Below are 20545 nucleotides of genomic sequence, written 5' to 3' on the forward strand. Positions count from 1 at the left end.
TCCCCGAATGAACAGAAGAAACGTTACTCCTGATGATGTTGGCCATCAACGCCGAATTCAGGACTGCGGCGCGAATGCCTCGGTCCCCGGTGCCTGGGGCAGCGGGGACCGAGGAGCTTCGACTGCTGTGCGTATCAGCCGAAGCGGGGGGTGCCGGTCAGCCGGTGAGCTGGTCGTAGGCGGGGAGGGTGAGGAAGTCCGCGTAGTCGGCGTCCAGGGAGACCTGGAGGAGCAGGTCGTGGGCCTGCTGCCACTTGCCGGCCGCGAAGGCCTCCTCGCCGATCTCGGCGCGGATCGCGTCCAGTTCCTCGGCGGCGATCTTCCGGGTCAGTTCGGCGGTGGCCGTCTGGCCGTTCTCGAACACGACTCCGGCGTTGATCCACTGCCAGATCTGCGAGCGGGAGATCTCGGCGGTGGCCGCGTCCTCCATCAGGCCGAAGATGCCGACGGCGCCGAGGCCGCGCAGCCACGCCTCGATGTAGCGGGTGCCGACCTGGACGGCGTTGCGCAGGCCGTCGTAGGTGGGCTTCGCGTCCAGGGAGTCGATGGCGATCAGTTCGCCGGGCGCCACGCAGACGTCCTCGCGCAGGCGGTCCTTCTGGTTGGGCTTCTCGCCCAGGACCGCGTCGAAGGAGGCCATCGCGATCGGGACCAGGTCGGGGTGGGCGACCCAGGAGCCGTCGAAGCCGTCGTTCGCCTCGCGGTCCTTGTCGGCCTTGACCTTCTCGAACGCGACCTTGTTGATCTCGGCGTCCTTGCGGGACGGGATGAAGGCCGCCATGCCGCCGATGGCGTGCGCGCCGCGCTTGTGGCAGGTGCGGACGAGCAGTTCGGTGTAGGCGCGCATGAAGGGGGCCGTCATCGTGACCGCGTTGCGGTCCGGCAGGACGAACTTCTCGCCGCCGTCACGGAAGTTCTTCACGATCGAGAACAGGTAGTCCCAGCGGCCCGCGTTGAGGCCCGCCGCGTGGTCCTTGAGTTCGAAGAGGATCTCTTCCATCTCGTAGGCCGCGGTGATGGTCTCGATGAGGACGGTCGCGCGGACGGTGCCCTGCGGGATGCCCACGTAGTCCTGGGCGAAGACGAAGATGTCGTTCCAGAGGCGGGCCTCCAGGTGCGACTCCGTCTTCGGCAGGTAGAAGTACGGGCCCTTGCCGAGGTCGATCAGGCGCTGGGCGTTGTGGAAGAAGTAGAGGCCGAAGTCCACCAGCGAACCGGAGGCGGGGCCGCCCTCGAAGCGGAGGTGGCGCTCCTCCAGGTGCCAGCCGCGCGGCCGCATGACGACGGTGGCGAGCTGGTCGGCGGGCTTCAGCGCGTACGCCTTGCCCGTGCGCGGGTCGGTGAAGTCGATGCGGCGCTCGTAGGCGTCGATCAGGTTGAGCTGGCCGAGGACGACGTTCTCCCAGGTGGGAGCCGAGGCGTCTTCGAAGTCGGCGAGCCAGACCTTGGCGCCCGAGTTCAGGGCGTTGATGGTCATCTTGCGGTCCGTCGGACCCGTGATCTCCACGCGGCGGTCGTTCAGCGCGGCCGGAGCCGGCGCGACCTTCCAGTCTCCCTCGCGGACCTGTGCGGTGTCCGGGAGGAAGTCGAGCGTGGAGGTACGGGCGATCTCGGCGCGCCGCTCACCGCGTCGGGCGAGGAGCTCCGCGCGGCGGGGGGCGAACCGCCGGTGGAGCTCGGCCACGAAGGCGAGGGCCGCTTCGGTGAGGACTTCGTCCTGCCGGGGCAGGGGCTCGGCGTCGACGATGGCCAGCGGGGACGGCGCTGGTGCGGACATATCTGTCACTCCTTCAGCGGCGGTGCCTGGCGGCCGCGGGGAATGCTCGCGCGAGACGGCACCGAGTGCCGTCGGGTGTGGAGAGTTCCGGGTAACGGTCGCGGGCGCCGTCTGGGGGTTCAGGGCGCTTCTGACCAGTGGATAGTAATTTCCTCATGGTGGAAGTTCAATGGTTTGTTGATGTCGAGATTCTCTGAGTCGACAGAGTCCGGTTGTCCGTGGCCCTCAGTGCCACGACGGTTACACCCCGCTCAAGCGGCCGTCGAGCGATCCTCAAGCCAGACGTGCCAGGTCGGGCGGGGTGTCGATGTCGAAATCGGCCGCGACGTCCCCGCACTCCACCAGCATGACCTCCCGCGCGTGCTTCCTCAGGTGGACACGCGCACCCCGGTCCCCGGTCGCCGTCGCCACGATGTCCGGCCAGCGGTCCGCCCCGAACAGCACGGGATGCCCGCGCTCCCCCTCGTACGCGGCCGCCGCCAGACTCGCCGGGGAGCGGTACGCCGCCCGTACGCGGGCCACCGCCACCGCACCGATGCCCGGCTGGTCCACCAGCGAGACCAGGGCCGCGTCCGCCCCCGTACCGGCCAGGGAGGCCAGACCGACCCGGAGCGAGGAGCCCATGCCCTCGGTCCAGTCCGGGTTGTCCACGACCACGCACCCCGCCAGGTCGGCGCGCTCGCGGACCTCGGCCGCCGACGCCCCCAGCACCACGTGCACCGGCGCGCAGCCGGCCTCCCGCAGCACCCGTACGGCGTTCTCCACCAGCGGGCGCCCCCGGTACTCCAGCAGCGCCTTCGGCCGCCCCCCGAGCCGGCGCCCGCCGCCCGCGGCCAGCAGCAGACCGGCGACCACCGGGGGCGGCCCCTCGCCGGCCGCCGGGCCGGTCACCGGGGGAGCGGCCGTCCGCCCGGACGGGGGGACGGATGCGGACGCGTGCTCTGCTTCGGCTGACATGACAGCGATTCTCGCTCCTGCGCCGCCCCGCGCGGACGCCGCGCCAGCAGCGCCCGTACGGCGGCCAGCGCGGCGGCCCGCACGGCCCCGGCCGACAGCGGCCGGGAGATCCGGTTCTCGGCGCGCAGCAGCAGCTCGCGTTCGTCACGGTCGGTGAGGGCGTCGTACGGCATGATGGCTTCTCCTTGCCAATCGGGGGCCAATACGGCGAGTCTGGTCCTGGATTGGCCTGGCAGGCAGAGCCAATCGGGGGAGGTTGGCATGGCATACGGGCGAGTGGTCCAGACGGCGGACAGGACGATCGGCAGCCGCCCGCTCACGGCGATGCTCCCCGCCGAGGTGCTGGCCCGCCCCGGCTACCGCTCCCTCGCCGACGCCGTCCGCACCCTGATCCTCGACGGCCGGATCGCCCTGCACGTGCGGCTGCCCGCCGAGCGCGAACTCGCCGAGGCCCTCGGCGCCAGCCGCGCCACCGTCACCGCCGCCTACGACCTGCTCCGCGAGAGCGGCTACGTCCGCAGCCGCCGCGGCTCCGGCACCTGGACGGAGCTGCCCGACGGCCACCGCCCCGTCGGCGCCCACGCCCTCGTCGGCGCGGGCGGGTACCAGGCCGACGGGGAACCCGGCATCGACCTCGCCATCGCCGCCATGGGAGCCCCCGGCGACAGCCTCGCCGACGCACTCGCCCGGGCCGCGCCCCGGCTGCCCGCCCTCGCCCGCGACCCCGGGTACCACCCCTTCGGCCTGCCCGACCTGCGCGCCGCCGTCGCGGACCGCTTCACCCGGCGCGGCCTGCCCACCCGCCCCGAGCAGATCCTGGTCACGGCCGGGGCGCAGCAGGCCTTCGCCCTCGTCGTCAGCCTGCTGTGCCGCCCCGGGGACCGGGTCGTCACCGAGAACCCGACCTACGCCAACGCCCTCGACGCCCTGCGCCACGCCCGGCTGCGCACCGCCTCCGTGCCCGTCTCGGACGCGGGCTGGGAGATGGAGATCGCCGAGTCCACGCTGCACCAGACCGTGCCCCGGCTGGCGTACGTGATCCCCGACTTCCACAACCCGACCGGCGCCCTCATGCCCGCGGAGCAGCGGCTGCGGCTGCTGGCCGCGAGCCGGGCCTGCGGGACCTGGCTCGTGGTCGACGAGACCATCGCCGACATCGCCCTCGACGTGCCCGCGCCCCCGCCCCTGGCCTCCCTGGCGGGCCGCGCCGGCGCCGACCACGTGATCACCATCGGCTCGCTGAGCAAGACGCACTGGGGCGGCCTGCGCGTGGGCTGGATCCGGGCCACCGCCAAAATGGTGACCGAGCTGGCCGCCGTACGGGTCTGCGCCGACATGACCGGCTCCGTCCTCGACCAGGCGGTCTCGCTGCCCCTCCTCGCGGACCTGGACCGGAGCCTGCCGGCCCGGCTCGCCCAGCTCCGCGTCCAGCGCGCCGCCCTGGTCGGTTCCCTCCAGCGGCACACCCCGGAATGGTCCTGGCGGCTCCCGCCCGGCGGCCTGTCGCTCTGGGTGGACCTCGGCGAACCGGTCAGCTCCGCCCTCGCGGAGCGCGCCCACGCCGCCGGGGTGCACATCGGCCGCGGCGCTCGCTTCGGCGTGGACCCGGGCACCTTCGAACACCGCCTGCGCATCCCGTACACCCTGCCTCCGGACCGCCTGGACGAGGGCGTACGCCGCCTCGCGCGGGCCTTCCACGAGGGCGTGCCGCTGGCCCCGGGCGTGGACCGGCCGTACTGGGTCGCCTGAGCGCGCCTACGGCGTGCGGATCAGACGGCGCGTGGCGGCGGCGGCGACGGCGGAGGTGCGGGAGTCCACGCCGAGCTTGGCGTAGACGTGCACCAGGTGGGACTTGACGGTGGCCTGGCTGAGGAAGAGCTTCTTGGAGATCTGCTGGTTCGACAGTCCGTCGGCGACCAGCTGGAGCACCTCCAGCTCCCGCTTGGTCAGCGCCTCCGCCGGGGTGCGCATGCGGTCCATCAGCCGCAGCGCCACGGCCGGGGCCAGCGCCGACTGCCCGGCGGCCGCCGTACGGACCGCCGCCGCGAGCTCCTCCGGCGGGGCGTCCTTGAGCAGGTAGCCGGAGGCGCCCGCCTCGACGGCGGCCAGGATGTCCGCGTCCGTGTCGTAGGTGGTCAGCACCAGCACCCGGGGGGCGCCCGGCCGTGCGGTGATCGCCGCCGTGGCCGCCGAACCGTGCATCCCGGACCCGAACTGGAGGTCCATCAGCACCACGTCCACCGTTTCGGACGCGGCCAGCTCCACCGCCCGCTCCGCCGTGGCGGCCTCCGCCACCACCGCGAAGTCCGGCTCGGTGTCCAGGACGGCGCGCAGCCCGGCCCGCACCACCGGATGGTCGTCGGCGAGCAGGAGACGGATGGTCACGGTGCCTCCAGGGGCAACGGCAGGGTGACGGCCACGGCGGTGCCCTGGCCGGGGTCGGACTCCACGGTGAACAGGCCGCCCAGCGTCTCGGCCCGCGCCCGCATCGCCGGCAGGCCGAAACCGCCCTCGCCCGAGGGGGCCGCGGCGGCGGGGTCGAAGCCCCGGCCGTCGTCGACGACGTCCAGGGTCACCGAGGCGTCCATGAAGGTCAGGGTGATCTCGGCGCGTCCGGCCCGGGCGTGCCGCACCACGTTGGCCAGCGCCGACTGGGCGATCCGCAGCAGCGCCACCTCGTACGGGGTGGGCAGCTCCCGGGGCGCGCCGCTCACGGTGAACCGCACGCGCGGCCCCGGCACCCCCGAGCACAGCCGCTCCAGCGCTCCGGCCAGCGAGCCGTGCTCCAGGTCCGGCGGGGTCAGGGCCCGTACGAAGCGGCGCGCCTCGGCGAGGTTCTCCTGCGCGGCCTCCCGGGCCCGGGCGATGTGCTCCGCGGCGGGGGCCTCCGGCGGGAGCGTGCGCTCGGCGGCCCGCAGCAGCAGCTGGATCGACGAGAGGCCCTGGGCCAGGGTGTCGTGGATCTCCCGGGCGAGCCGCTCGCGCTCGGCCAGGATCCCGGCGCCCCGCTCGGCGGCGGCCAGTTCGGCCCGGGTGGCGATGAGCTCTTCGATCAGCTCGCGGCGCCGCTCGCTCTCCCGGTACAGCGCCTGGTAGCCCAGTACGGTGGCGACGGCCACCGCCCCGCCCAGCAGCGGCCCGAGGAAGGGCCCCGGCGTCACCGCCCCGCTGTGCGCCAGGAAGCCCCCGATCGCCGCGCACGCCGTCACGACGACGGCGGCGAGGGCCCACCGCAGCCGCAGCAGGTGCAGCTGGAGGAAGTACAGCGGGAAGGCGATCCACAGCCCTTCGGGGGACAGCGCCAGCAGCGCGGCCCACACCGCCCCCAGCGCGGCCAGCCACACCCCGGCGGCGCGCGCCGAGCGGCCCACCGCGGGGGTGAGCACCCCGGCCGCGTACACGCCGGCCAGCAGCGCGCAGACGGCGACGACCCACCCGGCGCGGGGCGCGCCGCCGGCGACGGCCCGCCCGGCGGCCAGCGCGAGCAGCCCGAGGAGCAGGGCGTGCAGGCACAGCCGCAGGACGCGCGAGACGGGCGCCGGCGGACGGGCCGCAGCGCGGGAGCCGGAGCCGGAACCGGAACCGGAGCCGGAGGCGGAGGCGGACGGCGGGCCGGCGGCGGAATCCGGCGGCGGGGCGGAGGCGGGCCGGGAGGCGGCGCGGGCGCGGGAGCGGGGAGCGGCAGACATGGCCCGACCAGCGTAAGTCGCCGCCCGCGACCCCCGGTCAACCAAAAGTTCGATGTCCGGACGCACCCTTCGATACGAGGATCCCTCCTGTGGCGCGATGTCCTGTGCCCACGCGGAAGACCAAGGTGGGGAACATGTTCGTCGCATGGAGAGATCTACGGTTCGCCAAGGGCCGCTTCGCCCTCATGGGCTCGGTCGTACTGCTGATCACGCTGCTGGTCGGCCTGCTGTCCGGGCTCACCTCCGGACTGGCCCGGGAGAACGTCTCGGCCGTCACCGGCCTGCCCGCCTCGCGGCTCGCGTTCGCCGCGCCCGCCGGGGACCAGAAGGTCTCCTTCACCAACTCCCAGGTCACCGAGAAGGCCTGGCTGGCCTGGCGCTCCCGGCCCGGGGTGAGCGCCGCCGAACCCCTCGGCATCCGCACCACCAACGCCCTCTCCGGTGAGCGCACCGCCGCCGTCTCCGTCTTCGGCGTGGAGCCGGCCGGGCGGCTCGCGCCCGCCGGGGTCCGGCCCGCCCAGGGCAGCGTCGTCCTCACCGAGAAGGCCGCCAAGGAGCTGGGCGGCCTGACCGCGGGCGGACGGCTCAAGATCGGCCCGCTGGAGCTCACCGTCGCGGCCGTCTCGGGCACCGCGGCCTTCAGCCACACCCCGGTCGTCTGGATGGACCTGGCCGACTGGCAGCGGGTGGGCAACCCCGGCACCTCCATCGACACCGCCGCCACCGTCATCGCCCTCGACGGGTCCGGCGCCGTGGACTGGGCGGCCGGTGACCGCGCCACCGCGACGAAGTCACAGGGCGTCGACGAGGCGCTGGGCGCCATCGGCTCGTACCAGGCCGAAAACGGCTCCCTCCAGCTGATGCGCGGATTCCTCTTCGCCATCTCCGCGCTGGTCATAGGCGCGTTCTTCACGGTGTGGACGATCCAGCGCAGCGGCGACATCGCGGTGCTCAAGGCACTGGGTGCCTCCACCCCGTACCTGCTGAAGGACGCCCTGGGCCAGGCGGTGGTGATGCTGGCCGTCGGCACCGGGGCCGGTACCGCGCTCGCCGCCGGCTTCGGCGCGCTGATCAGCGGCGGGGACGTGCCCTTCGTGCTCGACGCCGCCACCGTCCTGGTGCCCGCAGTGATCATGATCGCGCTCGGCGTGCTGGGCGCGGCCCTGTCCATCCGGCGGATCACCGCCGTCGACCCGCTGACCGCCCTCGGGAGCGCCCGATGACCCTCCTCGTCCACGACGTCACGCTCACCTACCCCGACGGCGACGGCCGCCTCACCGCCCTCGACGCGGTGTCCCTGGAGGTTCCCGCCGGGACCCTGACCGCGGTCGTGGGCCCGTCGGGCTCCGGCAAGTCCAGCCTGCTGGCCGTCGCGGCGACCCTGGTCACCCCGGACTCCGGCCGCGTCGTGCTGGCCGGCCGGGACACCGCCCGGCTGAGCGCCGCCGAGAAGTCGGCGCTGCGCCGCGAGGAGATCGGCATCGTCTTCCAGCAGCCGAACCTGCTGGCCTCGCTCACCGCCGTCGAACAGCTCCAGGTCATGGCGCACCTCTCCGGACGCCCCTCCCGGCAGCTGCGCCGTCGCGCGGTGGAACTGCTGGATGCGGTGGGTCTGGCCGACAAGGCCGGCAAGCGGCCGCACCAGCTGTCCGGCGGTCAGCGTCAGCGCGTCAACATCGCCCGGGCGCTGATGAACGAGCCGTCCGTGCTGCTGGTCGACGAGCCGACGAGCGCGCTGGACCACGAGCGGGGCGCGGCGGTGCTCGACCTGCTGGTCACCCTGACGCGCGAGCGGTCCACCGCCACGGTGCTGGTCACGCACGACCACGCGCACCTGGACCGGATGGACGCCGTGGCGGCCATGGCGGACGGCCGCCTGACCCAGAGCCCGGACCAGGTGGCCGTCGCGTAGGTCCCGTCGTCAAAGCCGTGCCCGCCGCTACCGCCCGATCGGCGCGTGCGACAGGAGGCCGAGCCGCTGGCGGGCCAGTTCCAGGTGGCGGGGGTCCAGCGAGGGCAGGGCGCGCAGCAGGCGGATGAGCTCCGGGCCCGTCTCGGCCGCCGCGGCGCGGTCCTTGAGCTGGGTCCAGCAGTAGAGGGCGCCCGCGGCCGCCCCCTCGACCTCGGGCGCGTCCGGGGACTGGCGGGCCAGGCGGGTCCGTCCGACTCCGGTCCACAGCCGGGTCGCCAGGTGGAAGTCGCCCGCCATACGGGCCAGGTCGGCGCGGATCTCCGCCCAGTGGACCGCCTCCGGCGAACCGTGGCCGTGGGCCCGCAGGACGTGCTCCTCCCAGACCTGGGCCAGCGCGGCCGCCTCGGCGTGCCGTCCGGCGGTGGCCAGCGCGTGGATGTGCGGCCGCGGATCGCGCTCGCCGCCACCCTCGCCGTCGCCGTCGGCCGCCGCGGGCTCACCGGGCCGCTCCCGGACGGGCTCGTCCGCACGGTCCGGAACGGGCTCCCGGCCGTGTTCCGGTGCGCGGTCGGGCCCGGCGGGGTCCGGCTCCCCCTCCCACCCCGGCCCCGGCACGCCCCCGTGCGCCGCCTCCGCGGCCGGTCCGCGTGCTCCGGCCGGGCGGGCGGCGAGTTCCCGGGCCGTCGGCAGGACGAGGGTGCCCGGGGGAAGGGCGGCGGCGCCCACCGCGAGGGCGTGCACGCGCAGGTTGTCCGGCCGGGCCGGGCTGCTGCGGAGCTGCTCGATCCAGTGCCGGGTGTAGCCGCTGACCCCGTTGCCCCCGCCCGGGAAGCCGGGCGGCACGATCACCCCGTACACCTCGGCGGAGGGGGAGGCGGGCAGGGTGCCGTACTCCTGGAGCAGCGGCCAGGCGGCCTTGTCGGCGGCGAGGTCGAGCAGCACGGTCGTCAGCCCGGCCGGCCGGTCGCGCAGCTCGGCGCCCAGCCATTCCCACGGCAGCCCGGTGTAGCGCACGGAGCCGGCCGTCGTCCCGGCGAGGCACAGGTGCAGCCGCCGTGCCCGGCGGTCGACGGTCAGCCGTCCCGAGAGGTAGACCAGCAGCGGACCGGGTGTCGCGGCCGCGGTCCGCAGCCGCATCAGCACGGTGTTCGGGTCGCGGGCCCCGTCGAGGTAGGTGGTGTCGCTGGGGATCCCGCTGTTCAGCAGCGCCGGTACGGGCACCACCCCCAGCGCGGCCAGATTGGCGCTCGGCGCGACCTGGACGGTGCGCCGGCGCACGGCCGCCTCGCCCGCTATGAGGAGTACGTGCCCCCGCTGCTGCTCCACCGCGATGCTGTGCATGAGCAGACCGTACTCACTTCACGAAGGCCCCGGTGCCCCCTCGCGAAGGAGGGGGCACCGGGGCCCGCGGAGGTCCGCCTGCCGGCGGGGTGTGCCGGTCAGGCCGGGTTCTGGCTCTGGAGGGCCACCGACAGTTCGGCGGCCACTCCCTGGAGGATCGGTACGAAGGACTCGGCCACGGCCTCGGTGACGCGGCCGGCCGGCCCCGAGATGGAGATCGCGGCGGCGGTCGGCGAGTTCGGCACCGACACGGCGAGGCAGCGGACTCCTATTTCCTGCTCGTTGTCGTCGACCGCGTAGCCCGACTTGCGGACCTTCTCCAGGGCGTCGAGGAAGCCCTCGGGCGTGGTGATGGTCCGCTCGGTCGCGGCCGGCATCCCGGTGCGGGAGAGCAGGGCGCGCACCTCGTCGGCGGGCGTGTAGGCGAGCAGCGCCTTGCCCACGCCCGTGGAGTGCGGCAGCACGCGGCGGCCGACCTCGGTGAACATGCGCATGGAGTGCTTGGACGGCACCTGGGCGACGTAGACGATCTCGTCCCCGTCGAGCAGGGCCATGTTGGCGGTCTCGCCGGTCTCCTCGACGAGCCGGGCCAGGTAGGGGCGGGCCCAGGTGCCCAGCAGGCGCGAGGCGGATTCGCCGAGGCGGATCAGCCGGGGCCCGAGGGAGTAGCGCCGGTTGGGCTGCTGGCGCACGTAGCCGCAGGCGACGAGGGTGCGCATCAGGCGGTGGATGGTCGGCAGCGGCAGTCCGCTGGCGGCGGAGAGCTCGCTGAGGCCGACTTCGCCCCCGGCGTCGGCCATGCGTTCGAGCAGATCGAAGGCGCGCTCAAGGGACTGGACGCCACCGCTGGCGGCGGTGGGCTTGGCGGAAGCGTCGGTGGTGCTGGCGCTGGACGTCGGCACGGCGCGGTCCTTTCGGTGCTGGCAGGCAAGGAAGCAGCCTACCCGTCGCTCGGCGCCGGCCCTAGAGTCGGGCCTTCGCCGTCCCCGCCGGTCAGAGGGGGTTTGTCCGGGTGGCGGACCTGGTGGGGAAGTTACCCCTCCGGCTCCCGGTGGTGGTAGCTACATTCTGGATAGTGAAATCTTAATTCCATCCTGTGGAAACATCCAATTGCGGTGCGGGTGGCTGGGCCGTCCGTCCGGCGGCTCTTGACTGGTCCCCGATCGCGGGGAAGACTCCGTCAACAGAACGTTGAATTTCGCTCTGTGGAAGTAGATGGGGAGGTTCCGGTGGCCGACGTGGCTGTGGAACTGGTACTGCGCTCGACGCGCGTCATCACCCCCGAGGGGACGCGCGCCGCCTCGGTGGCCGTCGCCGGCGGGAAGATCACGGCCGTGCTGGACCACGACGCCGAGGTACCGGCCGGAGCCCGGCTGGAGGACTTCGGCGACGACGTCCTGCTGCCCGGCCTCGTGGACACCCACGTGCACGTCAACGACCCCGGCCGGACCGAGTGGGAGGGCTTCTGGACCGCCACCCGCGCCGCGGCGGCCGGCGGCATCACGACCATCCTCGACATGCCGCTCAACTCCCTCCCGCCGACCACCACGGTCGACAACCTCCGCGTCAAGCAGGAGGTCGCCCGCGCCAAGGCGCACGTGGACGTCGGCTTCTGGGGCGGCGCCCTGCCGGACAACGTCAAGGACCTGCGCCCCCTGCACGACGCCGGCGTCTACGGCTTCAAGTGCTTCCTGTCACCCTCCGGCGTGGACGAGTTCCCCGAGCTCGACCAGGAGCAGCTGGCCGCCTCCCTCGCGGAGATCACCGGCTTCGGCGGCCTGATGATCGTGCACGCCGAGGACCCGCACCACCTGGAAGCGGCCCCGCAGACCCCGGGCCCCAAGTACGCGGACTTCCTGGCCTCCCGTCCGCGCGACGCCGAGAACACCGCCATCGGGAACCTGATCGCCCAGGCGAAGCGGCTGGGCGCCCGCGTCCACGTGCTGCACCTGTCCTCCTCCGACGCGCTGCCGCTGATCGCCGCCGCCAAGGCCGAGGGCGTCAAGATCACCGTCGAGTCCTGCCCGCACTACCTCACCCTGACCGCCGAGGAAGTGCCCGACGGCGCCAGCGAGTTCAAGTGCTGCCCGCCCATCCGCGAGTCCGCGAACCAGGACCTCCTGTGGGACGCGCTCGCCGACGGCACCATCGACTGCATCGTCTCCGACCACTCGCCCTCCACCGCGGACCTGAAGACCGGCGACTTCGCCACCGCCTGGGGCGGCATCTCCTCCCTCCAGCTGGGCCTGCCGGCCATCTGGACCGAGGCGCGCAAGCGCGGCCGCACCCTGGAGGACGTGGTGCGCTGGATGTCCGCCGCCCCGGCCGCGCTCGCCGGACTCGCCGCCAAGGGCGGCATCGAGGCCGGCCGCGACGCCGACTTCGCGGTCCTGGCCCCCGAAGAGACCTTCACCGTGGACCCGGCCCACCTGCACCACCGCAACCAGGTCACGGCGTACGCGGGCAAGACCCTGCACGGCGTCGTGAAGTCCACCTGGCTGCGCGGTACGCAGATCGCCGACCACGGCACCCCGACCGAGCCCACGGGCCTCCTCCTTGAAAGGCAGAACTGACAGTGGCGATTCCCTCTTTCACCGGTAACGCGAACCCGTACGGAGGCGGCGACCCGTACGCGGACTACCGCACCGCGGACTTCTCCTTCACCCAGTACGCGAACCTCGCCGCCCGCGAGCTGGGCGCCGGTGTCATCGCCGCCAACGACGAGTTCTTCGCCGAGCGCGAGAACCTGCTCATCGCCGAGGCCCCGCACTTCGACCCCGAGCACTTCGGCCACAAGGGCAAGGTCATGGACGGCTGGGAGACCCGCCGCCGCCGCGGCGTCTCCGCCGACCAGCCCTGGCCGACCGCCGAGGACCACGACTTCGCGCTGATCCGCCTCGGCGCCCCCGGCGTCATCCGCGGCATCGTCGTCGACACCGCCCACTTCCGCGGCAACATGCCGCAGGCCGTCTCCGTACAGGCCGCCTCGGTCGCGGGCTCCCCGACCGCCGAGGAGCTGCTGTCCGAGGACGTCAAGTGGACGACCCTCGTCGAGCGCACCACGGTCGGCGGCCACGCGGCCAACGGCTTCGAGGTCGGCGTCGAGCAGCGCTTCACGCACGTGCGCCTGAACCAGCACCCGGACGGCGGCGTCGCCCGCATCCGCGTCTACGGTGAGGTCCGCCCCGACCCGAAGTGGCTCGCCGCGCTCGCCACCTTCGACGTCGTCGCCCTGGAGAACGGCGGCTCCGTCGAGGACGCCTCGAACCGCTTCTACTCCCCGCCGACCAACACCATCAACCCGGGCCGGTCCCGCAAGATGGACGACGGCTGGGAGACCGCCCGCCGCCGCGACAACGGCAACGACTGGATCCGCTACCAGCTGGTCGCCGAGTCCGAGATCCGCGCCGTCGAGATCGACACCGCCTACCTCAAGGGCAACTCGGCCGGCTGGGCCTCGCTCTCGGTCAAGACGGGCGAGGAGGGCGAGTGGACGGAGTTCCTGCCGCGCACCCGCCTGCAGCCCGACACCAACCACCGCTTCGTGCTGGACGCCCCGGCCGTCGGCACGCACGTGCGCATCGACATCTTCCCGGACGGCGGCTTCTCCCGGCTGCGCCTGTTCGGCTCCCTGACGGAGGGCGGCGCCGCCGCGCACGCCGCCCGTCACCAGGAGCTGGGCGGCTGACGCCACCCCTCCCACCCGACCGCCCCGGGGGCCGACACCCCCGGGGCGCGCGCACCCTCCCGTGGGGCGCACCGCAGACGCGGTGCGCCCCACGGGCGCGTCCGGCGGTCCCGGAATCCGGTCGACCGGGAAGATCGCTGCGGCTACGGTGAGCGCGCATCCGTGCGAGCCGCCGCCGTCTCCACGCCCTTCCCGCCGTCGGAGCCGCCCGGTGTCCACCCTCGCCGCCCCCGCCCCCGCACTCGCCCCCCGCCGGGCCTGGCTCGCGGACCTGCCCGTCCTGCTCGTCGCCGTCGTCTGGGGCGGCAGCTACCTCGCGGCCAAGGGCATCACGACCGCGCACACCGTGATCGCGGTGCTGGTGCTGCGCTTCGCGCTCGTCCTGCCCGTCCTCGTCCTCGCCGGGTGGCGGCGGCTGCGCGCGCTGGACGCCGCGCAGCTGCGCGGCGCCGGTCTGCTGGGCCTCGTCCTGGGCGGGATCTTCCTGCTGGAGACCTACGGGGTGGTGCGCACCTCCGCCACCAACGCCGGGCTGATCATCAGCCTGACCATGATCTTCACCCCGCTCGCCGAGTCCGCCGTACGGCGCACCGCCCCCTCGGCGGCCTTCCTCGGGGCCGCCGCCGTCTCCGTCGGCGGAGTGGTGCTGCTGACCCAGGGCGCCGGGTTCACCGCCCCCGGCGCCGGTGACCTGCTGATCCTCGGCGCCGCGCTGGCCCGTACCCTGCATGTCCTGCTGATGGCCCGGACCGGATCCGTCCGGGACGCCGACCCGCTCTCGCTGACCACCGTGCAGCTCGGCGCCGCCCTGCTGCTGTTCGCCGTCCTCGCCGCGGTGCCGGGCACCGGCGCCGCGCCCTGGGCGGCCGCGGCGGACTTCGGGCCCGCCGCCTGGGCCGGACTGGCCTTCCTGTCCGTCTTCTGCACCCTCTTCGCCTTCTTCGTGCAGATGTGGGCCGTACGCAGGACCTCGCCCTCCCGGGTCAGCCTGCTGCTCGGCACCGAACCGCTGTGGGCGGCCGGGGCGGGCATCGCCCTCGGCGGCGAACACCTGGGCCCCCTCGGCCTCGCGGGCGTGCTCATGGTCCTGGCCGGCACGGCCTGGGGGCGGCGCGCCGCGGGCTGAACGATGGCCGGGAAACGCCTCCTCCGGGCTTGATCACCGGACCTACTGTGGCCCGCATGCCCGCCCTAGAGATCCGGGAGCTCGTCCACGCGCACGGGGCGGCGCTCATGCCGGGACCGCTCGCACGCCTCGGCGACCCGGAACGCGGCCAGCGCCTCCCGCCCGTCGCACGGATTGGGTCCCTCACCGCGCACCAGCCGGACGAAGGCCCCCATCTCGGCCTCGTAGGCGGGCCCGAACCGTTCCAGGAAGCCGGTCCACGGCTTGCTCGCCGGGGGCGGCCCGTCCGGTTCCGTCGAGGCGATCGGCGTCCGGTCGTCCAGCCCGGAGGAGACCTGGTCCCGTTCCCCGGCCAGCTCCATCCGCACGTCGTACCCGGCGCCGTTGCACCGGGTGGCGGTGCTGCTCACCAGCGTCCCGTCGTCCAGGGTGAGCAGGGCCGCCGCGGTGTCCACGTCCCCGGCCTCCCGGAACCGGGCGTCGCCCGCGTCCGAACCGGCCGCGTACACCTCGACGGGCTCGTGGCCGGTGACCCAGCGGACCGCGTCGAAGTCGTGCACCATGCAGTCGCGGTACAGCCCGCCGGAGCCCGCGAGGTAGGCGGCGGGCGGCGCGGCCGCGTCCGCCGTCATCGTCCGTACGGTGTGCAGCCGGCCCAGCGCACCCGAACGGACCAGGTCCCGCGCGGTGCGGCAGCCCGCGTCGAAGCGGCGCATGAAGCCCAGCTGGAGGATCCCGCCGGCCGACTCGACCGCGCGCAGCACCGTCAGGGTGCGCTCCAGGTCCGGGGCCAGCGGCTTCTCGCAGAACACCGGCAGCCCGGCGCGCACGGCGCGGACGACCAGGGCGGCGTGCGCCTCGGTGGCGCAGGCCACCACCAGGGCGTCCACGCCCCAGGTGAAGACCTGCTCGACGGAGGGCGCGGCGGTGGCGCCGAGCCGGTCCGCGAGCCGCGCGGCCCGCCCCGGGTCGGCGTCGGCGAGGAGCAGCGAACCGGCGTCCGCCCGACGGGCCAGTGAGGCCGCGTGGAAGGAGCCGATCCGGCCCGTTCCGATGAGCCCGATGCGCATGCACTCAACGTGACCCCGTCCGGGGGAGCTGTCAATCTGCCCGGCTCTGTCCACGGAAGGCCACGATGGTGGCGAAGGCCCCGATGGGCTCCCAAGGTCCACTGTGGCGGATACTGGGCGGCTGGAACCGGAATGACCACTTTGAGTTCAGTGGCAGGCACAACGAAGGAAGGGCACGGCGACGTGGCTAGGGTTCGGACAGGGGTACGCGTCGTGGGCGCCGTGCTCGCGGTGGTACTGGGAGCCTCCCTCGCGGGCTGCAGCAGCACGGGCGGCAAGCGCGCCGAGGAGCGGGCGAAGGCCGACCGGGCGGGCCGGCCGGCCGTGTCCACGCCGCGCTGGACCTTCGCGATGGTGACCCACGCGGGCGACGGCGACACCTTCTGGGACATCGTCCAGAAGGGCGCCAAGGAGGCCGCCGCGAAGGACAACATCAACTTCGTCTACTCGCACGACGACCAGGCACAGCAGCAGGCCCAGTTCGTGCAGAACGCGATCGACCAGAAGGTGGACGGCATCGTCGTCAGCCTCGCCAAGCCCGAAGCGCTCAAGGACGTCATCGGCAAGGCCGTCAAGGCGGGCATCCCGGTGATCACGGTCAACTCCGGGTCCGCCCAGTCGGCCGAGTACGGGGCCCTGACCCACATCGGCCAGGACGAGCAGATCGCGGGCGAGGCGGTCGGCACCGAGCTGACCAAGCGGGGCCGCAAGAAGGCCGTCTGCGTCCTGCACGAGCAGGGCAACGTCGGGCACGAGCAGCGCTGCGCCGGGGCGAAGAAGGCCTTCGGCGGCAGCATGGAGAACCTGTACGTCGAGGGCACGAACATGCCCTCCGTCCAGGCCGCCATCCAGGCCAAGCTCCAGGCGGACCCGTCGGTCGACGCGATCGTCACCCTCGGCGCCCCCTTCGCCCCCACCGCCGTCAAGGCCAAGGACGCGGCGGGCAGCAAGGCCGAGGTGGACACCTTCGACCTCAACGAGTCCGTCGCCCGCGACCTGAAGTCCGGCGCCCTCGGCTTCGCCGTGGACCAGCAGCCCTACCTCCAGGGCTACGAGGCCATCGACCTGCTGTGGCTCTACCGCTACAACGCGGACGTCCTCGGCGGCGGCCGCCCGGTGCTGACCGGGCCGCAGATCGTCACCGGCGCGCAGGCCGCAGAGCTGGAGAAGTACATCAAGCGGGGCAGCCGATGAGCAGCAGCGCCGCCACCGCCGACGAACGGCTCGCGCCGGCCTCGTACGTCCGCAGGCTCCTGGGCCGCCCCGAGCTGGGCGCGGTCGTCGGGGCCGCCGCCGTCTTCGTCTTCTTCTCCTTCGCCGCCGACAGCTTCCTGCGGGCCTCCAGCCTGAGCACGATCCTCTACTCGGCCTCCACCATCGGGATCATGGCGGTCCCGGTCGCCCTGCTGATGATCGGCGGCGAGTTCGACCTCTCCGCCGGTGTCATGGTCACCACGTCGGCGCTGTTCAGCTCGATGTTCAGCTACCAGATGACCGCCAACGTGTGGGTCGGCGTACTGGTGTCGCTGCTGGTCACCCTGGCCGTCGGCTTCTTCAACGGGTTCATGCTGACCCGCACCGGACTCCCCAGCTTCATCATCACGCTCGGCACCTTCCTGATGCTGACCGGCCTGAACCTCGGCTTCACCAAGCTGATCAGCGGCTCCGTCTCCACCAAGACGATCGCCGACATGGAGGGCTTCTCCTCGGCCCGGGCGCTGTTCGCCTCGCAGTGGAACATCGGCTCCGTCACCCTCAAGGTCACCATCCTGTGGTGGTTCGCCCTGGTCGCCGTCGCCACCTGGATCCTGCTGCGCACCCGCGCCGGGAACTGGATCTTCGCGGTGGGCGGCGGGGCCGACGCGGCCCGGGCCACCGGCGTCCCCGTCGTCAAGACGCGCATCGGCCTCTACATGGGCGTCGCGCTGTGCGCCTGGATCTCCGGCCAGCACATCCTGTTCTCCTTCGACGTGGTCCAGTCGGGGGAGGGCGTCGGCAACGAGTTCCTCTACATCATCGCCGCGGTCATCGGCGGCTGTCTGATGACGGGCGGCTACGGCTCCGCCATCGGCTCGGCCGTCGGCGCCTTCATCTTCGGGATGACCAGCAACGGCATCGTGTACGCCCAGTGGAACCCGGACTGGTTCAAGTTCTTCCTCGGCGCCATGCTCCTGCTGGCGACGCTGCTCAACGCATGGGTCCGCAAGCGGGCGGAGGCGAGCAAGTGACCACGAAGACCGCGCCCGGCGAGGACACCGGGACCGCCCTGGTGAGGCTGACCGACGTCAGCAAGTACTACGGCAACATCCGCGCCCTCCAGGGGGTCTCCCTGGAGGTCTCGGCCGGCGAGATCACCTGTGTGCTCGGCGACAACGGGGCCGGCAAGTCCACCCTCATCAAGATCATCGCGGGGCTGCACCGGCACGACGCGGGCAGCTTCGAGATCGAGGGGGTGCCGACCGAGCTCGCCAACCCGCGCGCGGCCCTGGACCACGGCATCGCCACCGTCTACCAGGACCTCGCCGTCGTCCCCCTCATGCCGGTCTGGCGCAACTTCTTCCTCGGCTCCGAGCCCACCCGCGGCCGCGGCCCGCTGCGCCGCCTCGACGTGGAGCTGATGCGCGAGACCACCCGCGCCGAGCTGCTGCGGATGGGCATCGACCTGCGGGACGTGGACCAGCCCATCGGCACCCTGTCCGGCGGCGAGCGCCAGTGCGTGGCCATCGCCCGCGCCGTGTACTTCGGCGCGAAGGTCCTGGTCCTGGACGAGCCCACGGCCGCCCTCGGCGTGAAGCAGTCCGGCGTGGTCCTGAAGTACGTCGCGGCCGCCCGCGACGCGGGCCTCGGCGTGGTCCTGATCACGCACAACCCGCACCACGCGTACCTGGTCGGAGACCGTTTCGTGCTGCTCAAGCGCGGCACCATGGCGGGCAGCCACACCCGGGACTCGATCACCCTGGACGAGCTCACCCGGCAGATGGCGGGAGGCTCGGAACTGGACGAGCTGAGCCACGAGCTGGAGCGGGTGGCAGAATCAGGACCGGGCACCCCCGCCGGGCCCGTTCCCGGCCGCCCTTCCGACCCCGCCTCCGCCCACGACCCCGCCTCCGATTCCGCCTCCGACAGGGACGACACGACTCGATGAGCACGTACCGGGACTTCGCGCTCTCCCACCGGGGCGCGGCGCGAGGCACCGTCCTGCGGACCGTCGGCACCCGTGAGCGCCGGTCGCTGCTGACCGCCCCGCGCGTGCCGACCGTCGGCATCGACATCGGCGGCACCAAGGTGATGGCCGGCGTCGTCGACGCCGACGGGGTCATCCTGGAGAAGATCCGCACCGAGACCCCGGACAAGTCCAAGAGCCCCAAGGTCGTCGAGGACACCATCGTCGAGCTGGTGCTGGACCTCTCCGACCGGCACGACGTGCACGCCGTCGGCATCGGAGCCGCGGGCTGGGTCGACGCCGACCGCTCCCGCGTGCTCTTCGCCCCGCACCTGGCCTGGCGCGACGAGCCGCTGCGCGACGCGCTCCAGTCCCGGCTCGCGGTCCCGGTCATGGTGGACAACGATGCCAACACCGCCGCCTGGGCGGAGTGGCGCTTCGGCGCGGGCCGCGGCGAGGACCACCTCGTCATGATCACCCTGGGCACCGGCATCGGCGGGGCCATCCTGGAGGGCGGCCAGGTCAAGCGCGGCCGCTACGGGGTGGCCGGCGAGTTCGGCCACATGCAGGTCGTCCCGGGCGGCCACCGCTGCCCCTGCGGCAACCGGGGCTGCTGGGAGCAGTACAGCTCCGGCAACGCCCTCGTCCGCGAGGCCCGCGAGCTGGCCGCCGCCGACTCCCCGGTCGCGTACAACATCATCGCCAGGGTCGGCGGGAACGTCCAGGAGATCACCGGGCCGCTGATCACCGAGCTGGCCCGGGAGGGCGACGCCATGTGCGTCGAACTGCTCCAGGACATCGGCCAGTGGCTCGGCGTCGGCATCGCCAACCTCGCCGCCGCCCTCGACCCCTCCTGCTTCGTCATCGGCGGTGGCGTCAGCGCCGCCGACGACCTGCTGATCGGGCCCGCCCGCGACGCCTTCCGGCGTCACCTCACCGGCCGCGGCTACCGCCCCGAGGCCCGCATCGCCAAGGCCCAGCTCGGCCCCGAGGCCGGCATGGTCGGCGCCGCCGACCTCTCCCGGCTCGTCGCCCGCCGCTTCCGCCGCGCCACGCGGCGTCGCGTCGAGCGCTACGAGCGCTACGCGCAGCTCGGTCTGCGCCCGGCCGCCGGCCCGGCGCAGCCGAAGGACACCCAGGCCCCCCAGGCCCCCAATGACCGGGACGACCAGTGACACCGCCCCCCTCCCTGCCCAGACAGGCGTCCTCCCCCGAGGCCGGCGGCGACCGCCCGCCCACGGCGCAGGACGACCCGGCCCGCCAGGACCGCCGCGGCACCGTCCGGCGCCGCTGGATCACCGCGATCATCATCCTGCTGCTCGTCGGCGTCCCGGCGGGCTACCTCGCCGTCTCCGCCCAGCAGAGCCGCGAGAGCGGCCGGGACAAGGCGGCCAAGGTGGGCGCGGTGAAGGTCCGCGGCGGCTGGCCCTCGAAGGTGCAGCGCAGCATCTACGAGGTCCCCCTGCCGATGATGGCCTCGCTGGTCGGGTACCTGGAGACCAACAACTGGCACACCAGCCGCCTCTACCTGCAGTTCGGCCTCACGCCCGCCCAGCTGGACGCCTTCCTTGCCGACGTCGGCACCAGCCGCGCGGCGCTGAACCCCGGGGTGTCGATCTCCGAGCACGACGCCAAGGTCGCGGGCTGGAGCTGGAGCAAGAAGCACAAGTGGGCCGGGACCACCCTGGACGCCAAGGACCCCCGGCCCACCCGGGACATCACCGTGGACCTGACCAACCCGAAGAACCCCCGGGTCTACGTCGTCTCCACCACCGTCCCCTAGAGGTCCCCGGCGCCGGCGCGCAAGCCCCTAGGGTGGGTC

General features: G+C 73.4%; 19 protein-coding genes. 11 read left to right on the forward strand and 8 right to left on the reverse strand.

From position 1 onward, the window contains the following. Positions 1–157: 157 nt before the first annotated feature. The 3 genes from aceB to ACGFXC_RS00345 form a co-directional block, all read right to left on the reverse strand. Positions 158–1777, reverse strand: a complete 1620-nt coding sequence (aceB, locus tag ACGFXC_RS00335) for a malate synthase A (protein WP_393708029.1) — start codon at positions 1775–1777, stop codon at positions 158–160. Positions 1778–2050: 273 nt separating this feature from the next. Then, complete coding sequence (locus tag ACGFXC_RS00340; RefSeq protein WP_393708031.1) at positions 2051–2734, reverse strand: NTP transferase domain-containing protein; 684 nt, start codon at positions 2732–2734, stop codon at positions 2051–2053. Next, on the reverse strand, positions 2665–2907 hold the full coding sequence (locus tag ACGFXC_RS00345) for a hypothetical protein (protein WP_393708032.1): 243 nt from the start codon (positions 2905–2907) through the stop codon (positions 2665–2667). The genes ACGFXC_RS00340 and ACGFXC_RS00345 overlap by 70 nt, the downstream gene beginning before the upstream one ends. Before the next feature lie 88 nt (positions 2908–2995). Between ACGFXC_RS00345 and ACGFXC_RS00350 the strand changes: the two genes are divergently transcribed. Further along, entirely contained in the window at positions 2996–4483 is a 1488-nt protein-coding gene (locus ACGFXC_RS00350) for a PLP-dependent aminotransferase family protein (protein ID WP_393708033.1), read from the forward strand. A 6-nt stretch (positions 4484–4489) separates the two neighbouring features. Here the strand turns inward: ACGFXC_RS00350 and ACGFXC_RS00355 are convergent, their stop codons facing one another. Together ACGFXC_RS00355 and ACGFXC_RS00360 are read right to left on the reverse strand one after the other, a co-directional pair. After that, a complete protein-coding gene (locus ACGFXC_RS00355) occupies positions 4490–5119 on the reverse strand; it encodes a response regulator (RefSeq protein WP_393708034.1) in 630 nt (209 codons plus the stop codon). Beyond that, entirely contained in the window at positions 5116–6423 is a 1308-nt protein-coding gene (locus tag ACGFXC_RS00360; RefSeq protein WP_393708035.1) for a sensor histidine kinase, read from the reverse strand. The genes ACGFXC_RS00355 and ACGFXC_RS00360 overlap by 4 nt, the downstream gene beginning before the upstream one ends. Positions 6424–6557: 134 nt before the next feature. Between ACGFXC_RS00360 and ACGFXC_RS00365 the strand changes: the two genes are divergently transcribed. Further along, on the forward strand, positions 6558–7646 hold the full coding sequence (locus tag ACGFXC_RS00365) for an ABC transporter permease (protein ID WP_393708036.1): 1089 nt from the start codon (positions 6558–6560) through the stop codon (positions 7644–7646). Beyond that, positions 7643–8335, forward strand: a complete 693-nt coding sequence (locus ACGFXC_RS00370; RefSeq protein WP_393708037.1) for an ABC transporter ATP-binding protein — start codon at positions 7643–7645, stop codon at positions 8333–8335. Before ACGFXC_RS00365 ends, ACGFXC_RS00370 begins: the two co-directional genes overlap by 4 nt. Positions 8336–8362: 27 nt before the next feature. On the opposite strand, the gene ACGFXC_RS00375 is transcribed toward ACGFXC_RS00370, so the two are convergent. Both ACGFXC_RS00375 and ACGFXC_RS00380 read right to left on the reverse strand, forming a co-directional pair. Next, positions 8363–9676 carry a hypothetical protein gene (locus ACGFXC_RS00375; protein WP_393708038.1) on the reverse strand — a complete coding sequence of 438 codons (1314 nt, stop codon included), beginning with the start codon at positions 9674–9676 and terminating at the stop codon, positions 8363–8365. Between the two features lie 98 nt (positions 9677–9774). Next, a complete protein-coding gene (locus tag ACGFXC_RS00380) occupies positions 9775–10578 on the reverse strand; it encodes an IclR family transcriptional regulator (RefSeq protein ID WP_393708040.1) in 804 nt (267 codons plus the stop codon). A 336-nt stretch (positions 10579–10914) separates the two neighbouring features. Between ACGFXC_RS00380 and allB the strand changes: the two genes are divergently transcribed. The 3 genes from allB (at position 10915) to ACGFXC_RS00395 (ending at position 14490) form a co-directional block, all read left to right on the forward strand. Next, the gene (gene allB / locus ACGFXC_RS00385) at positions 10915–12249 is read left to right on the forward strand and encodes an allantoinase AllB (RefSeq protein WP_393709553.1); all 1335 of its coding nucleotides are present in this window, start codon (positions 10915–10917) and stop codon (positions 12247–12249) included. A 2-nt stretch (positions 12250–12251) separates the two neighbouring features. Next, entirely contained in the window at positions 12252–13364 is a 1113-nt protein-coding gene (alc, locus tag ACGFXC_RS00390) for an allantoicase (RefSeq protein ID WP_393708042.1), read from the forward strand. A 211-nt stretch (positions 13365–13575) separates the two neighbouring features. Further along, complete coding sequence (locus ACGFXC_RS00395) at positions 13576–14490, forward strand: DMT family transporter (protein WP_393708044.1); 915 nt, start codon at positions 13576–13578, stop codon at positions 14488–14490. A 65-nt stretch (positions 14491–14555) separates the two neighbouring features. Here the strand turns inward: ACGFXC_RS00395 and ACGFXC_RS00400 are convergent, their stop codons facing one another. After that, a complete protein-coding gene (locus tag ACGFXC_RS00400) occupies positions 14556–15560 on the reverse strand; it encodes a Gfo/Idh/MocA family oxidoreductase (RefSeq protein ID WP_393708046.1) in 1005 nt (334 codons plus the stop codon). A gap of 213 nt (positions 15561–15773) precedes the next feature. Here ACGFXC_RS00400 and ACGFXC_RS00405 point away from each other — a divergent pair, with 213 nt between their 5' ends. The 5 genes from ACGFXC_RS00405 to ACGFXC_RS00425 are packed head-to-tail and all read left to right on the forward strand — an operon-like array spanning position 15774 to position 20506. Further along, positions 15774–16754, forward strand: coding sequence for a sugar ABC transporter substrate-binding protein (locus ACGFXC_RS00405; protein WP_393708047.1), 981 nt, complete (start codon positions 15774–15776; stop codon positions 16752–16754). Then, positions 16751–17788 (forward strand): ABC transporter permease, encoded by a 1038-nt coding sequence (locus tag ACGFXC_RS00410; protein ID WP_393708049.1) that lies wholly within the window; start codon positions 16751–16753, stop codon positions 17786–17788. Before ACGFXC_RS00405 ends, ACGFXC_RS00410 begins: the two co-directional genes overlap by 4 nt. Then, positions 17755–18705, forward strand: a complete 951-nt coding sequence (locus tag ACGFXC_RS00415) for an ATP-binding cassette domain-containing protein (protein ID WP_393708051.1) — start codon at positions 17755–17757, stop codon at positions 18703–18705. Before ACGFXC_RS00410 ends, ACGFXC_RS00415 begins: the two co-directional genes overlap by 34 nt. Continuing rightward, positions 18702–19898, forward strand: a complete 1197-nt coding sequence (locus ACGFXC_RS00420) for an ROK family glucokinase (protein ID WP_393708053.1) — start codon at positions 18702–18704, stop codon at positions 19896–19898. The genes ACGFXC_RS00415 and ACGFXC_RS00420 overlap by 4 nt, the downstream gene beginning before the upstream one ends. Further along, positions 19895–20506 carry a hypothetical protein gene (locus tag ACGFXC_RS00425; RefSeq protein WP_393708054.1) on the forward strand — a complete coding sequence of 204 codons (612 nt, stop codon included), beginning with the start codon at positions 19895–19897 and terminating at the stop codon, positions 20504–20506. Before ACGFXC_RS00420 ends, ACGFXC_RS00425 begins: the two co-directional genes overlap by 4 nt. Positions 20507–20545: the final 39 nt, after the last annotated feature.

This window comes from Streptomyces sp. NPDC048507, assembly GCF_043199995.1.
GTDB lineage: Bacteria > Actinomycetota > Actinomycetes > Streptomycetales > Streptomycetaceae > Streptomyces.

Excerpts from the sequence above, each read along its gene's own strand:
- ACGFXC_RS00340 (WP_393708031.1), bottom strand. The coding sequence starts at position 2,734 with ATGTCAGCCGAAGCAGAGCACGCGTCCGCATCCGTCCCCCCGTCCGGG.
- ACGFXC_RS00365 (WP_393708036.1), top strand. The coding sequence starts at position 6,558 with ATGTTCGTCGCATGGAGAGATCTACGGTTCGCCAAGGGCCGCTTCGCC.
- ACGFXC_RS00370 (WP_393708037.1), top strand. The coding sequence starts at position 7,643 with ATGACCCTCCTCGTCCACGACGTCACGCTCACCTACCCCGACGGCGAC.
- ACGFXC_RS00350 (WP_393708033.1), top strand. The coding sequence starts at position 2,996 with ATGGCATACGGGCGAGTGGTCCAGACGGCGGACAGGACGATCGGCAGC.
- ACGFXC_RS00410 (WP_393708049.1), top strand. The coding sequence starts at position 16,751 with ATGAGCAGCAGCGCCGCCACCGCCGACGAACGGCTCGCGCCGGCCTCG.
- ACGFXC_RS00420 (WP_393708053.1), top strand. The coding sequence starts at position 18,702 with ATGAGCACGTACCGGGACTTCGCGCTCTCCCACCGGGGCGCGGCGCGA.
- ACGFXC_RS00375 (WP_393708038.1), bottom strand. The coding sequence starts at position 9,676 with ATGCACAGCATCGCGGTGGAGCAGCAGCGGGGGCACGTACTCCTCATA.
- ACGFXC_RS00345 (WP_393708032.1), bottom strand. The coding sequence starts at position 2,907 with ATGCCGTACGACGCCCTCACCGACCGTGACGAACGCGAGCTGCTGCTG.
- aceB (WP_393708029.1), bottom strand. The coding sequence starts at position 1,777 with ATGTCCGCACCAGCGCCGTCCCCGCTGGCCATCGTCGACGCCGAGCCC.
- ACGFXC_RS00415 (WP_393708051.1), top strand. The coding sequence starts at position 17,755 with ATGGGTCCGCAAGCGGGCGGAGGCGAGCAAGTGACCACGAAGACCGCG.
- ACGFXC_RS00400 (WP_393708046.1), bottom strand. The coding sequence starts at position 15,560 with ATGCGCATCGGGCTCATCGGAACGGGCCGGATCGGCTCCTTCCACGCG.
- ACGFXC_RS00360 (WP_393708035.1), bottom strand. The coding sequence starts at position 6,423 with ATGTCTGCCGCTCCCCGCTCCCGCGCCCGCGCCGCCTCCCGGCCCGCC.